Genomic DNA, 14,273 nt, shown 5'->3' on the forward strand with positions numbered 1-14,273 from the left:
GTCAAAAAGCGATGAAGCAGATTTTGATCATTACAGACGGGTGCTCTAATGTGGGTGTCAGTCCAGTCATGGCGGCGGCTCAGGCTTTACAGGAAGGCATTACGGTGAACGTAGCCGGAGTCATAGATTACGGGACGATTGGCGAGCTTGGAAGTACGGAGATTCAGGAAATCGCTAGAGCGGGGGGAGGTTTTAGTCAAATCGTAGGCACGAAGCAGTTGGCGCAGACCATGCAGATGATGACGCGCAAAACGGTGGTTCAAACGATTCAGCAGGCGGTTAATAGAGAGTTAACGCATATTTTGGGTGAGGGGGGCGCCCGACATATCGGTGAACTGCCGCCGGCAAAACGGGCACAGGTGGTTGAGGTGATGGATGAACTGACAGAAACAAGCGCTTTGGAAATTGCTTTGCTCATTGATGCCAGTGCGAGCATGAAGCCCAAGCTGCCTGCTGTAGAAGACAGCATTCGGGATTTGCTGCTCAGTTTACAGTCCAGAAGCGGGCCTAGTCGTATTTCTGTCTTTCATTTTCCTGGGGGACGAATGGGTGAAGATGCGGTAATGGATATCGGTTGGACCTCTGAACTTAGCCAGGTCAAGTCGATATTCGGCCGTTTGCGGATGAAGGGAGCGACGCCAACGGGTCCAGCCATTTTACAAGTGATTGATTATTACCGATATGTTACACTAGGGGAGCAGAAAGATATGGAAGAATCCTATGGCAAAGGAGAAGGGATGCTCGGTGACTACGTCGTCTGATCCCGTTCTTGCACCCGGAACGGTCATCAAGGGCAAGTGGAAGCGGAGCAGCTATGTCATTCAGCGTCTGCTGGGCCGGGGGGCGAACGGAACTGTATATTTGGTAAAAGAAGCACAGGCAGATCGACAATTTGCTCTGAAAATGGGGAAGAACACGCTTGATCTGCAATCGGAGATTAACGTGCTGACCACATTGCAGTCGCAGGGAACCCAATCCGCTCTCCAGCAAAACGGACATCCACCCTTTTTATTCGAAGTGGACGATGTATCCTTGCGTAGCGGTGGGGAAATACCCTTTTATGTCATGCGATACGTCAAGGGGGATCCGCTCCATCGTTTTGTGGCGCTCAAGGGAGCGGAATGGTATGGTGTGGCTGGAACCGGCATATTGAATCGTTTGGCTGATTTGCATCAGGCAGGATGGGTATTTGGCGATTTGAAGCCTCAGAATATTTTGCTCAACGCCTATGGAGAAGCCGAGTTGATTGATTATGGCGGGGTGTCCCTTGCAGGACGGAGCGTCAAGCAATTTACAGAATGGTATGACAGGGGATTCTGGAATGCGGGCAGTCGAAATGCCGATTCCCAGTATGATCTGTTTGCCTTTGCCCTCCTAACTATTCATATATTGGAGGGCAAATCGTTAAAATTAGCGGCAGACAGGCTACCACAGCTGCGTAATACGGCGGAATTGACCATCATCATTCGTCGTAGCCGTGTATTACGACCCTATGCCGAATGGCTGGTGGGTGCAGTGCGTGGAGAATATCCCGATACTCGTGTGGCCGCTCGTTCCTGGTCGCGTCTGGCTTCTGCGTATGTCAGGCAATCGTCTGTAAAAAGAGGAAATCCGCGCTGGCTAGGATATGCTTTCACTCTCTCGCTTTTGCTGCTTGCTGGAGCGCTCTGGTTTGCGCTAAGGTAGCGGCAGGACTTACATAACATAACAGATGATCATGATTTTTACGGTCGGCAGAAAAGAGGGTCGTGAATGAGAACAACAAAACCGACCGGTGTTGTACAGGAAGTGCTCGCCCTCGCGCGTGATCATTCCCTGTGGAGCCCCGGAAACCGCATCGTGGTTGCTGTATCCGGAGGGCCGGATTCGGTGGCCCTTTTGCACATTTTACATGAGATATCCATCGTACATATGCCCTTGCAGCTCATCTGTGCTCACGTCCATCATGGCTTCAGGCCGGAGGAATCGGATGCGGAGGCTGAGGAAGTACGCCACATGGCCCAGAAACTTGGGGTTCCGTTTGAAATGATTCGGGTTGATGTGCCCGCTTATATGAAGGAGAGCGGCAAGGGCCCGCAGGAAGCGGCTCGCGAGCTGCGCTATGCCTTTTTGCATGATATGGCTGCAAAGTGGGCCGCACAGCATATTGCGATGGCTCATCATGGGGACGATCAGGCCGAAACCGTTCTTCTGCACTTGCTGCGCGGTAGCGGCCCGGCGGGTCTGGCGGGTATGCGGCTGACACGCAAGGAAAAAAATGTGCAACTCATTCGCCCGTTGCTTCGTATGTACAAGGCTGACCTGATCGAGTTCTGCAAGTTTCATGACCTTTCCTATGTAACAGATAGCACCAATTTATTATCGAAATACCGCCGTAACGCCATCCGTATGGATGTGCTTCCTTTTTTGGGGCAATATAATGAACAATTGACGCCGTCCCTGAACCGACTGGCCGAAACGATGGCTGAGGAAAATGATTTTATGGAGGCATCCACGCTGGCGGTATACGAGGAATTAGTACACTTGGTTAATGGCAGGCATATGTTCTCCATTGCTTCCTATCGCAAGTTATCCGTTGCTTTACAACGGAGGTTGATTAAACTAATATTGAATTATCTGCCTTCGGACAGTGAAAATTTAGATTTTCGTAAAATTGAGACCGTTCGACTGAGGCTTCTCCGGGAACGGCCGTCCACGTGGAGTCTGGACTTGGGCGGCGGTGCGGTTGGAGTCCGCGAGTATGACCAAGCGGTTTTGTTTGATCGTACGCAAGGTGTTATGGGCGAATGGTGCTATGGACTGGACGTATTGCCTATTTCCGGTGAGCTTGAATTGCCTGAGGCGGGTGGTATACTTCGGTGGCGAAGAACTTCCTATTCAGCTGGGCCAAATCCGCTGAATGAGGAGGAAGCGTGCTTCGACGCGGATGAATTGGCCCTGCCATTGACAATACGCTCGCGATTACCTGGAGATATCATGTATGTAATGGGATTAAACGGTAGGAAAAAGGTTAAAGAAATTTTCATTGATGAAAAAATACCTTCTTCGCTGCGTCCCGTTATTCCCGTCGTCTGCGACCGTTCCGGAGCTATTCTCTGGATTCCGGGCGTGCGACGTTCTGTACATGCCGCGGTGCAAAAGCACACGTCTTCGGTTATATATATGTCATGGCAAAGACAGGAGAGTCCAGGGCATCGGTAATTGCGCAGGAACGGCTTTCATAGTATAAACTTAGGAGGTTTACACCGTTGCAGAATGATATTCAAGAAGTATTGATCAGCGTAGAAGAAATTCAGAGTAAAATCAAGGAATTGGGTGCACAACTCAGCGTTCAATACGAAGGAAAGAATCCGTTGGTGATCTGCGTGCTGAAGGGTGCGTTTATCTTTATGGCGGATTTGGTTAAAGCTATTACAGTACCACTGGAGCTTGATTTCATGGCTGTATCCAGTTACGGTGTGTCCACCAAATCATCGGGCGTCGTTAAAATTATTAAGGATTTGGACGCTTCGGTTGAAGGACGCGACGTTCTGATCGTCGAAGATATTATCGACAGTGGCCTGACGTTGACTCATTTGATTGAACTGCTTAAGAACCGTAATGCCAATTCGGTATGTGTCGTGACCTTGTTTGACAAACCTGCCCGCCGGACGGTTAATCTTGAAGCTGATTATACCGGCTTTACTCTTCCGGATGCGTTTGTCGTCGGTTATGGTCTGGATTATGCCGAGCACTACCGGAACCTCCCATACATAGGGATTTTGAAGCCGGAAATCTACACCAGCTAATCTCAGCCTCCAGTCCTAGGACGGGGTCCTTTGTTGAGAAGGGCTTGTAGGCTATGGTAAAATAACTTAAGTGTTTCGAGAGGAGGTAGGGGATGAATCGGTTCATCCGGAATTCTGGTTTTTATTTGATTCTTTTTTTAGTTGTGGTGGGTATCGTTCAGTTTGTCAACAATAGTAGCGAAGCCTCCGATCTCCCTAGATATGACCAATTACGGCAAGAGATTAAAGCTAATAATATCTCTAAAGTAACGGTCCAATTTGACGGTTACGCCTATCTTGTAACCGGTGCATATAAGAAGCAGCCGTCTACAGCCAAATCCACCAATTTTTCTGTGTATGTTCCGCCAACGGACTCTGCTTTAACCGAATTGGTTAATGCTAGTGAAACGAACGGATTTGAATACGTACAGAAGAAAATGGAAGGCGAAAGCATTTGGCTGACGTTCTTGACTTCTATTGTTCCTTTGGTGATCATGTTCCTGTTGTTCTTCTTCCTGTTCAATCAGGCGCAGGGCGGTGGCGGCAAAGTTATGAACTTCGGCAAGAGCAAAGCCCGTCTTTATAACGAAGAGAAGAAGAAAGTTACCTTCGAAGACGTGGCAGGAGCCGACGAAGAGAAGCAAGAGCTTGTTGAAGTCGTAGAATTCTTGAAGGACCCGCGTAAGTTCGCAGCTGTGGGCGCCCGTATTCCAAAAGGTGTCCTGTTAGTGGGCCCTCCGGGTACTGGTAAAACACTCTTGGCGAGAGCTGTTGCAGGCGAAGCTGGAGTACCGTTCTTCAGCATTTCAGGTTCTGATTTTGTAGAAATGTTCGTCGGTGTCGGCGCTTCCCGTGTGCGGGATTTGTTCGAAAACGCGAAAAAGAACGCACCATGCATCATTTTTATTGATGAAATTGATGCCGTCGGACGTCAACGTGGCGCTGGATTGGGTGGCGGACATGATGAACGTGAGCAGACGCTCAACCAGTTGCTCGTTGAGATGGATGGATTCGGAGCGAACGAAGGTATTATCATCGTGGCCGCAACGAACCGTCCGGATATTCTGGATCCGGCATTGCTTCGTCCGGGACGTTTTGACCGTCAAATTACAGTTGATCGCCCAGACGTTAAAGGCCGCGAAGCTGTATTGTTTGTACATGCACGCAACAAGCCATTAACTAAAGATGTTAAAATGGATGTTATCGCGAAGCGTACAACAGGCTTTACAGGCGCTGATCTGGAAAACCTGTTGAACGAAGCTGCGCTGTTGGCAGCCCGTCGTAACCGTAAAGATATTTCGATGCAAGAAGTGGATGAAGCGATCGACCGTGTTATCGTAGGTACAGAAAAACGCAGCCGCGTAATCAGTGACCGCGAGAAACGGATTGTAGCTTATCACGAAGCAGGCCATACGATTATAGGCTTCTTCTTGGAAAATGCCGACATGGTTCACAAGGTAACGATTATTCCACGTGGACGCGCAGGCGGATATGTCATCATGCTTCCGAAGGAAGATCGCATGCTGACGACCAAGCAGGAACTGCTGGACAAAATTACTGGTTTGCTGGGTGGACGCGTATCTGAGGAACTGTTTATTGGTGAAATCGGAACAGGTGCCTACAGTGACTTCCAACAAGCAACAAGCATTGCACGCAGCATGATCGTGGAATATGGTATGAGTGAGAGACTCGGTCCAATGCAGTTCGGCACTTCGCAAGGCCAGGTATTCCTTGGACGGGATATCGGTCATGAGCAGAACTACAGTGATCAGATCGCTTATCAGATTGACCAGGAGATGAACCGTTTCATCACCGAATCTTATGAGCGTGCCAGAGAACTCCTGACCAAGTATTCCAAAGAGGTTCATTTGATTGCCCAAACCTTGCTGGTAGAAGAAACCCTGGAGCTTGAGCAAATTAAACGTTTGATCGAGACAGGTTCTTTGGACGGCAGCACGAATGAGGGAGAAGGAACACCGGAACATGGTGAGCCTGTGATCGACAATATCGGAGACGTTCGTGTACGTATTCAAGGCAAGGATGACGAGCCAAAGAATACAACGGATCAACCGAATGATATTCCTAATCTGCAAAAGCCAGAGGACGGTAATAATTCGGGCAACTCTGGTGGCACTCCACCGACAACAACTTGATTATCAAGTTGACCGTTGAATAAGCGTATATGAAAGCTCCGGGGAACCAGTAACTATTGGTTTTCCGGAGCTTTTTAAAATACTGGAGATATAGCTAAGGTGATTTGACAGACGGAGGAACGTTGTGTACATTTATTGATAAATAAACGGCTGTTTGTGTGCTTGACTATAAAAGTGGGCCGACGCTGTAATCGACTTTCAATTCATTTGAACATATACCGTGAACGCATACTGTACAACCTATGGTGTGCGCTATTCTCTGTGAAACAGGTGAAGGCATGATTCCAAGATATCTAGTTGATTTTGACGTAGCGGAATTGTCCACATTCGAAGCCGACGTGATGATTATCGGCTCCGGCATTGCGGGCTTATATACGGCCATTAAGGCTGCGCAGAATCGGCGGGTGTTGCTAATTACTAAGAAGGCATTGTTGGAAAGCAACACCCGGTATGCGCAAGGCGGCATCGCCGCTGTCACTTCGGATGAAGATGCACCAGATTATCATATTCAAGATACCCTGATTGCAGGTGCAGGTCTGTGTGAACTGGAAGCGGTCAAGGCTCTTGTTCATGAGGGTCCAGGCGGTGTACAGGAATTAATACGTTTAGGGACGGCCTTTGACCGGGAGAATGGCGAGCTTGCGCTAACACAGGAAGGCGCACATAGCCATCGGCGCATCTTGCATGCAAATGGGGATGCCACGGGCTATGAAATTGTTCGTGCATTGTCAGAGAAGGTCGCTAATCATCCCGCTATCGAGGTGTGGAACGAGCATATGGTGATCGACCTGCTGACCGAGCATGGCGAGTGCATCGGCGCTCTGGTTCAAAAGCCGAATGGCGAACGATTATATGTCACTGCGAATGCAACGATTTTATGCTCCGGGGGCGGCGGACAATTATTTCGATATACGACCAATCCTGATATCGCGACCGGGGACGGGGTTGCTATGGCATATCGCGCCGGGGCAGCTGTGCAGGATATGGAATTTATACAGTTTCATCCGACAGCGTTGTGCCATCCGGGTGCTCCAAGATTTCTGATTTCCGAAGCCGTGCGGGGTGAAGGGGCTGTGCTGCGCAATATTCATGGAGAGCGTTTCATGGAGCAGTATGATTCCCGACAGGAACTCGCACCAAGGGATATTGTAGCTCGTGCCATCGTTCATGAAATGGAACGTACGCAGGCTGCGTTTGTATACCTTGATATTACACATGAACCGTCTGAACGGATCAAGCAACGGTTTCCAACCATTTATCGGACATGTCTGTCCTTTGGTCTTAATATAACGGCGGACTGGATCCCTATAGCGCCCGCTGCGCATTATATGATGGGCGGTGTCCAGACCAATTTACATGGAGAAAGTACCCTTGCACGTCTGTTCGCTTGTGGTGAGGTGTCTTCCACTGGTGTACACGGGGCTAATCGTTTGGCGAGTAATTCTTTATCTGAGGCGGTCGTATTCGGCAGCAGGATTGTCGAGCGGTTACATTCTTTACCGCCGCTGACCGGTCATACGCTGATATCCTATAATGATAACCGCGTGGACTCTCTGGCTTCGTCTATCATAGAGCAGCAGCTTGAGCTGCAAGAAACAATGGTTCATTATGTCGGAGTGCGTCGGAATGGGGAGGGGCTGCAAGCAGCACTGGATCAGCTACGTAGGCAGATGTCCGTTTTCAGCGTTGTCCTGACCAGCCAGGAAGAGATTGAGTTTGCTAATTTGCTCACCTGTGGTTTGCTGGTCGCGGATGGGGCATTGATGCGTGAGGAAAGCAGGGGAGCACATTACCGTGACGATTTCCCTATAGCAGACGATGGTGTATGGCGCAAGCATGTCCAGCAGCTACGTGAGCAAGGGATAACAGAGGAGTACGTTTATGACATCTAACAGCGAGCATTATGGAGAATTTAGCGGGTATCAGGAAGAACTGACAGCACAAATTCGCAGCTGGCTGCGAGAAGATACAGGATCGGGCGATGTGACCACACGCTGGACCATCGAGTCGAATCACCAATCCAAGGCGGTAATCCATGCCAAGGAGTCTGGTGTTGTTGCGGGCTTGCCCGTGGCAGAACTCGTGTTTCGGGTCGTAGACCCCTCACTGTCCTTCACTTCACTGGTGACCGATGGGCAATGGATTGAGCAGGGGACCGTTCTGGCAGAAGTGACAGGGAGTACCCATGCGATTCTGACGGGAGAACGTTTGGCTCTAAACTTGATTCAGCGGATGTCCGGCATTGCGACGCGAACCAAATCTTTTGTCGACCAGCTTCATGGACTTTCGACCCGCTTGGTGGATACACGAAAAACAACACCGGGACATCGGTTGCTTGAAAAATACGCTGTTCGTGTGGGCGGCGGTTCTAATCATCGGTTTGGCTTGTACGATGCCGTTATGATTAAGGATAATCATATCAAGGGTGCGGGTGGGATCATGCAGGCAGTGACCCGGGCACGTACCCATATTCCGCACACGATGACGATTGAAGTAGAGACGGAAAACATGGAACAGGTTCAGGAAGCGCTGAATGCCGGAGCGGATATTATTATGCTGGATAACATGTCCGCTCAGGATATGAAGGAAGCCGTTCGTTTCATTCGGGAGCAAGCTCCACATGTCAAAACGGAAGCTTCAGGCAATGTATCGCTGGATACGGTGCGTGCGATGGCTGAGAGCGGCGTAGATGTGATTTCTGTAGGCAGGCTGACGTACTCTTTTCATAACCTGGATATCAGCCTTGACCTTAACGCAAAGAAAGATGGGTGACACCGATTGATTCTTGTAGTGGATGTGGGCAATACCAATATTGTGCTAGGGATGTATCAGGGGCGCGAGTTGCTGCATCATTACCGGATCAGCACCTCCAGACAGTCAACCGCAGATGAATACGGCGTGCTCATACATAATCTTTTTAGTATGGGCGGTGTATTTAAGGATGATATAAAAGGGGTCATTATCTCCTCAGTCGTTCCGCCGCTGGTTCATGTGTTGGAGGAAATGTGCAACAAATACATAGGTAGAACGCCCCTAATCGTCGGACCGGGAATTAAGACCGGTCTTAATCTGCGTTATGAAAATCCGCGTGAAGTAGGGGCTGACCGGATCGTGAACGCCGTTGCTGCTGTCGAGCGGTATGGCGGTCCTCTGGTTGTGGTGGATTTCGGAACGGCGACGACGTTTGATTGTATTGATGGCAAGGGAAACTACTTGGGTGGAGTCATTGTGCCGGGTATCGGGATATCGACGGAGGCGCTGTATCAACGGGCTTCTAAGCTGCCTCGCATTGAGCTGGAGAAACCCAAGAAGGTCATCGGTCGCAATACGGTTCATGCAATGCAGGCGGGGATCATTTTCGGTTATGCAGGGCAAGTGGACGGTATTGTGGAGCGCATCAAGGAGGAGATGCAGGCAGAGCCCACGGTTATTGCTACCGGGGGTCTTGCCGAGTTAATTGCCTCGGAGACACGGAGCATTCAGAAAGTGTTGCCGATGTTAACGCTGGAAGGATTACGTATCATTTACCAACGTAACGCTGAATAAAATATGGATATAAACTGCCGCCGAGGCCAGCCGGAGATGAAACCGGTTTGGATTGGCGGCGTTTTTCGTCTATACTGAAATATGTTACGTTTTTGAAGGATTCGCGTGATCTGTCGATGCAGGTTGTTTATATAGCAGGAAATCATGCTTTAGTTATGCGGAAACATACACTAACGAAAATCACAGCATATAGCTGCTCTGAGAATAGGGGAGGAACTTAATATGGAAAAGAAACAGGATCGACTTATTCGTGGTACAGCTCTGGATGGAAGGGTCAGAGCCTTTGCGGTGCGGACAACTGAACTGGTGGAGGAACTACGGAGAAGACATGATACGTATCCTACCGCCACCGCTGCTTTGGGACGAACGCTTACAGCGGGTGCCATTATGGGTTCTATGCTAAAAGGTAAAGAGCGACTGACCATTCAAGTTAAAGGTGACGGTCCAATCGGACAGATCGTCGTTGATGCCAACGCTGTAGGTGAGGTGCGGGGCTATGTGTCCGAGCCGCATGTACATTTGCCGAGCAACAGTATGGGCAAACTGGATGTAGCAGGTGCTGTCGGAACAGAGGGCTTTATTCATATCATCAAGGATTTGGGTTTAAAAGAGCCATATCGGGGAAGTACCCCGATTATTTCTGGCGAGCTGGGTGAAGATTTTACTTACTATTTTGCCAAATCGGAGCAGACGCCTTCGGCGGTGGGCTTGGGCGTGCTGGTGGATACCGATGGTTCAGTTATCGTAGCAGGCGGGTTTATTATTCAATTGCTTCCGGGCTTGAATGATGATGAGATTACGGCCATCGAAAATGCAGTCGGCTCCATTCCGCCAGTTACAGCTCTGTTGGATCAGGGTTTAGAGCTTGATGAAATGCTGCGCTGGATGCTGCCAGACGTTCGTATTCTCGACGAAATGGATATTCATTTTCAATGTGAATGCTCGGGAGAGCGTGTGGAAAAAACATTAATCAGCATGGGAGAAAGCGAATTGGAGCAGTTGATTGAGGAAGAGGGACAGGCTGAGGTCGTGTGCCACTTCTGTAATGAGGCTTATCAGTTTAATAAAGACGAATTGCAAAATCTGTTAGATCAAGCCAAAGCCTAACCGGATGGGCGGTGCGAGCGATGACTACACGGGAGAAAGGATTATGGACTGCTGTCATTATCCTGACCGTCAGTGTCGCCGCCTTGGGTGGTTTTATCATGCTTCGCGGGCTAATAAAGAACAACAGGTTCGACAGCAAATTCGCCGCTCGCTTGCACTCGCTTAAGCTGCCCCTCTGGAAAAGATATGCCCTCCATTTCTCCATAAACAGAGTGAGCGGTTTTTGGTTTGAAGGAAGCGCGATGCTGAAAATCAGAGCTGGAGGTGCCGTGTTTTTTAGGGGTCGTATTGACAATGGATTTGAAGATTGTTATGATTATCGTTAAAAACCAACCTTTTTTATCGGGAATTAAAACCGAGATTGAGTAACAATATGATTTGGCAAAAATTTAATATAACATTCAATGTCAGGGAGGAACTTATCATGGCTAAAGTCGTCAATAACGTTACCGAACTTATCGGGGAGACCCCTCTTGTCCGTCTTAACCGGATCGTACCGGAAGATAGCGCAGAAATTTATTTGAAACTGGAATACCAGAACCCGGGGTCCAGTGTAAAAGACCGCATCGCGATTAGTATGGTGGAAGAGGCCGAACGTGAAGGACTGCTCAAACCAGGCGGTACGATTATTGAAGCTACCAGCGGTAATACAGGAATCGGCTTGGCTATGGTTGCAGCTGCGAAGGGCTACAAGGCAGTAATCGTTATGCCAGAAACAATGAGCTTGGAGCGTCGCAACTTGCTGCGCGCTTACGGAGCAGATCTTGTGCTAACACCCGGATCGGAAGGCATGAACGGATCTGTTAAGAAAATGGAAGAGCTGCTGAGTGAGAATCCGGAGTATTTTGCTGCCGAGCAGTTCAATAACAAAGCCAACGTCAAGATTCATCGTGAAACGACAGGTCCCGAGATCGTGGAAGCCATTCGCTCCATTGGTGGTAGCCTGGACGGTTTTGTAGCCGGGATTGGTACAGGCGGTACTATTTCTGGTGCAGGGGAAGTGCTTAAGAAGGAATTCCCTGAAATTAAAATTGTCGCTGTAGAGCCGGCTTCTTCTCCACTATTAGCTGGTGGTAAGCCAGGGCCTCACAAAATTCAGGGACTGGGTGCCAACTTTATTCCTGAAATTTTGAACCGTGATATCTATGACGAAATTATCCATGTAGAAAATGATGAAGCTTTCGAAGTAGCGCGTACAGTAGCCAAGGAAGAAGGCATCTTGTCGGGTATTTCCTCCGGTGCGGCTGTTCATGCGGCTTTGAAGCTGGCTAAGCAATTGGGCAAAGGCAAGCGTATTGTTGTCATCGTTCCAAGTAATGGTGAACGTTATCTGAGTACGCCACTGTATAATTTCGAGCTGTAATTACGTCGTAATTGTGTATACTATATGTAAGGAGAGTCCCTCATTTCCCTGTTGCCAGGGGGTGGGGGATTCTTTTTAAAAAAGTAGCATATAGAATTTGCGCAAAGTAAGGGAAGGGGAAGCACACACGCATGAAATCGACAGCTAGAGTAACGGAGGCACAGTGGCAGGCCTGGCAAAAGGAAGGATGGAGTATACTCCCATATATTGCTGAGTATCAATTACCTGCGGACGGTTTACCGTTATCATGGCAGAAGGCATGGGAGGATTCGTCACCCTATGCCATTTTACTGGAGAGTGCTAAAGGCGGGAGATATACCTATCTGGGCTTAAATCCGGTTGCTATATTGGAAGGTAAGGGAGAGCAGGCAATTTGGACCGATCTAAAAAGCGGTAAGCGTGATCTCATACACGGTCAGCCGCTGAGCGCCATGAATGACTGGATCGCTCCCTACCGTGCGCCGCGCGTACCGGGTATTTCTTTTTTCACTGGAGGCTTTGCCGGTTATTTTGGCTACGATGTAGCTCGCTCACTGGAGCGCTTATCGATACAGGCAGCAGACGATACAGGCATACCGGACTATGTATGGATGCAAGTGAACGAGCTATGGATCTATGATCATGAGGAAGACCGTATTTATTGCGCTGTTCATACGCCCGCACCTACTCACTTGGATACCGTCAGTAGTAACACCGCCAATGTCGATGATGTCGCTTTGGATCAGCAGAAAGCCATACTTTCCGAATATTACGCAGAAGCTGTCCAGCGTGCAGAACGTATGCTGACCCAGTGGGAAAACATCATACAAGCCGGAGCATCTGACCCTGCTTATATTCACCGTTGCACAAGGCTTGCCGAAGAAGAGCCGTTCGTAGCTCACCACGAAGCAGAAGGTTGGAAAGCAGCATTCAACCAAGAGGACTTTGAACACGCCGTAAAGCGCGTGCAGGAATACATTGCACAAGGTGACGTGTTTCAGGTGAACCTGTCGATTCGTCAGCAACGTACGCTGGCAGCCCAACCTGAGGATATCTATGAGTGGCTTCGCCTGCTGAACCCTTCCCCTTATATGGGCTTGCTCCGCATGCCGGATTTACGAATCGTCAGCGGTTCGCCGGAATTGCTGGTTAAGCTGGAGGATGGACGCGTCAGCGCGCGTCCCATTGCAGGTACGAGAAGGCGAGGACTGACACCGGAAGAGGATGCTGTCATGGCCGCCGAGCTGCTATCGAGCGAAAAAGAGCGTGCCGAGCATATTATGCTCGTCGATCTGGAACGCAATGATATCGGACGGATTGCTGAATACGGAACGGTGCATGTGCCGGAGCTGCTGACTGTCGAGTATTATTCGCACGTGATGCATCTCGTTTCTCAAGTAGAGGGTAAGCTGGCCGCGGGTCGTACCGCTTTAGATGTGATCGCTGCTACCTTTCCGGGGGGAACTATTACCGGAGCGCCCAAGGTGCGCACCATGGAAATCATTGAAGAATTAGAGCCTGTCCGGCGTGGTCCTTATACAGGGTCCATGGGATGGATTGACTATAACGGAAATATGGAATTAAATATTATAATAAGAACACTAGCTGTCAGAGGCAGCACGGCCTATTTACAGGCAGGTGCAGGCATTGTCATTGACTCAGACCCGTACAGGGAATATCGCGAGTGCCGAAATAAGGCAAGAGCCGTCATGAAGGCAGTACAATATGGTGAAGAAGAAGCCGCTTTGAGCAAAAGCGGTATCACAGGAGGGTGAGTCGTATGATTTTGGTGATTGATAACTATGATTCGTTTACGTACAATCTTGTTCAGTATTTGGGTGAGCTTGGCGAGGAAGTAACCGTAAGACGGAACGATGAGATTGATCTGAAAGGCATAGAAGAGTTGGCGCCAGAGCATATTCTGATTTCGCCAGGTCCATGCACGCCGAATGAGGCGGGAATATCGCTGGACGTGATTAGCCACTTTAAAGGGCGGATTCCGATCTTCGGCGTTTGTCTTGGTCACCAGGCCATCGGACAGGCATTTGGCGGTAATGTCATCCGGGCTGAACGACTCATGCACGGCAAAACATCACCGATTCTCCACCATAATACATCGGTATTTGAAGGCTTGCCTTCCCCGTTCACAGCGACCCGGTATCATTCTTTGCTGGTGGAGCGCGAGAGCCTGCCTGAATGTCTGGAAATTACCGCTGAAACTGCGGAAGGTGAAATTATGGGCTTGCGGCATAAAGAGTTTGCTGTGGAAGGAGTCCAGTTCCATCCTGAGTCCATCATTACGGATTACGGACATCAACTATTACGCAATTTCCTAAAACGCAAGGTAGGCGTCTGATT

13 protein-coding genes are annotated in these 14,273 nt (G+C 49.3%); all 13 read left to right on the top strand.

What is annotated here, in order from left to right:
• Positions 1–11: 11 nt before the first annotated feature.
• The 13 genes from ACWGOO_RS17690 to pabA all read left to right on the top strand — a co-directional run bounded on the left by ACWGOO_RS17690 (position 12) and on the right by pabA (position 14,271).
• Positions 12–761, top strand: coding sequence for a hypothetical protein (locus ACWGOO_RS17690; protein WP_452485532.1), 750 nt, complete (start codon positions 12–14; stop codon positions 759–761).
• Complete coding sequence (locus ACWGOO_RS17695; RefSeq protein WP_452485587.1) at positions 745–1,686, top strand: protein kinase domain-containing protein; 942 nt, start codon at positions 745–747, stop codon at positions 1,684–1,686. Before ACWGOO_RS17690 ends, ACWGOO_RS17695 begins: the two co-directional genes overlap by 17 nt.
• 66 nt (positions 1,687–1,752) lie before the next feature.
• Positions 1,753–3,201 carry a tRNA lysidine(34) synthetase TilS gene (gene tilS / locus ACWGOO_RS17700; protein WP_452485533.1) on the top strand — a complete coding sequence of 483 codons (1,449 nt, stop codon included), beginning with the start codon at positions 1,753–1,755 and terminating at the stop codon, positions 3,199–3,201.
• Positions 3,202–3,248: 47 nt separating this feature from the next.
• Entirely contained in the window at positions 3,249–3,788 is a 540-nt protein-coding gene (gene hpt, locus ACWGOO_RS17705) for a hypoxanthine phosphoribosyltransferase (protein ID WP_452485535.1), read from the top strand.
• Positions 3,789–3,880: 92 nt separating this feature from the next.
• Entirely contained in the window at positions 3,881–5,920 is a 2,040-nt protein-coding gene (ftsH, locus tag ACWGOO_RS17710; protein ID WP_452485537.1) for an ATP-dependent zinc metalloprotease FtsH, read from the top strand.
• 278 nt (positions 5,921–6,198) lie between these two features.
• Positions 6,199–7,812, top strand: coding sequence for an L-aspartate oxidase (nadB, locus tag ACWGOO_RS17715; RefSeq protein ID WP_452485539.1), 1,614 nt, complete (start codon positions 6,199–6,201; stop codon positions 7,810–7,812).
• Positions 7,802–8,692 (top strand): carboxylating nicotinate-nucleotide diphosphorylase, encoded by an 891-nt coding sequence (gene nadC / locus ACWGOO_RS17720; RefSeq protein WP_452485541.1) that lies wholly within the window; start codon positions 7,802–7,804, stop codon positions 8,690–8,692. The genes nadB and nadC overlap by 11 nt, the downstream gene beginning before the upstream one ends.
• A gap of 6 nt (positions 8,693–8,698) precedes the next feature.
• The gene (locus ACWGOO_RS17725; protein WP_452485543.1) at positions 8,699–9,466 is read left to right on the top strand and encodes a type III pantothenate kinase; all 768 of its coding nucleotides are present in this window, start codon (positions 8,699–8,701) and stop codon (positions 9,464–9,466) included.
• Between the two features lie 222 nt (positions 9,467–9,688).
• On the top strand, positions 9,689–10,573 hold the full coding sequence (gene hslO, locus ACWGOO_RS17730) for an Hsp33 family molecular chaperone HslO (protein WP_452485545.1): 885 nt from the start codon (positions 9,689–9,691) through the stop codon (positions 10,571–10,573).
• Positions 10,574–10,593: 20 nt separating this feature from the next.
• On the top strand, positions 10,594–10,899 hold the full coding sequence (locus tag ACWGOO_RS17735; protein ID WP_452485547.1) for a hypothetical protein: 306 nt from the start codon (positions 10,594–10,596) through the stop codon (positions 10,897–10,899).
• A 98-nt stretch (positions 10,900–10,997) separates the two neighbouring features.
• Positions 10,998–11,936 (top strand): cysteine synthase A, encoded by a 939-nt coding sequence (gene cysK, locus ACWGOO_RS17740; protein ID WP_452485549.1) that lies wholly within the window; start codon positions 10,998–11,000, stop codon positions 11,934–11,936.
• 131 nt (positions 11,937–12,067) lie between these two features.
• A complete protein-coding gene (locus ACWGOO_RS17745; protein ID WP_452485551.1) occupies positions 12,068–13,690 on the top strand; it encodes an anthranilate synthase component I family protein in 1,623 nt (540 codons plus the stop codon).
• A 5-nt stretch (positions 13,691–13,695) separates the two neighbouring features.
• Entirely contained in the window at positions 13,696–14,271 is a 576-nt protein-coding gene (gene pabA / locus ACWGOO_RS17750) for an aminodeoxychorismate/anthranilate synthase component II (protein ID WP_452485553.1), read from the top strand.
• Positions 14,272–14,273: the final 2 nt, after the last annotated feature.

The organism is Paenibacillus sp. NPDC055715, assembly GCF_053617595.1.

Coding starts and splice junctions, on each gene's coding strand:
- ACWGOO_RS17690 (WP_452485532.1), top strand. CDS start 12: ATGAAGCAGATTTTGATCATTACAGACGGGTGCTCTAATGTGGGTGTC.
- tilS (WP_452485533.1), top strand. CDS start 1,753: ATGAGAACAACAAAACCGACCGGTGTTGTACAGGAAGTGCTCGCCCTC.
- ftsH (WP_452485537.1), top strand. CDS start 3,881: ATGAATCGGTTCATCCGGAATTCTGGTTTTTATTTGATTCTTTTTTTA.
- nadB (WP_452485539.1), top strand. CDS start 6,199: ATGATTCCAAGATATCTAGTTGATTTTGACGTAGCGGAATTGTCCACA.
- nadC (WP_452485541.1), top strand. CDS start 7,802: ATGACATCTAACAGCGAGCATTATGGAGAATTTAGCGGGTATCAGGAA.
- hslO (WP_452485545.1), top strand. CDS start 9,689: ATGGAAAAGAAACAGGATCGACTTATTCGTGGTACAGCTCTGGATGGA.
- ACWGOO_RS17735 (WP_452485547.1), top strand. CDS start 10,594: ATGACTACACGGGAGAAAGGATTATGGACTGCTGTCATTATCCTGACC.
- cysK (WP_452485549.1), top strand. CDS start 10,998: ATGGCTAAAGTCGTCAATAACGTTACCGAACTTATCGGGGAGACCCCT.
- ACWGOO_RS17745 (WP_452485551.1), top strand. CDS start 12,068: ATGAAATCGACAGCTAGAGTAACGGAGGCACAGTGGCAGGCCTGGCAA.
- pabA (WP_452485553.1), top strand. CDS start 13,696: ATGATTTTGGTGATTGATAACTATGATTCGTTTACGTACAATCTTGTT.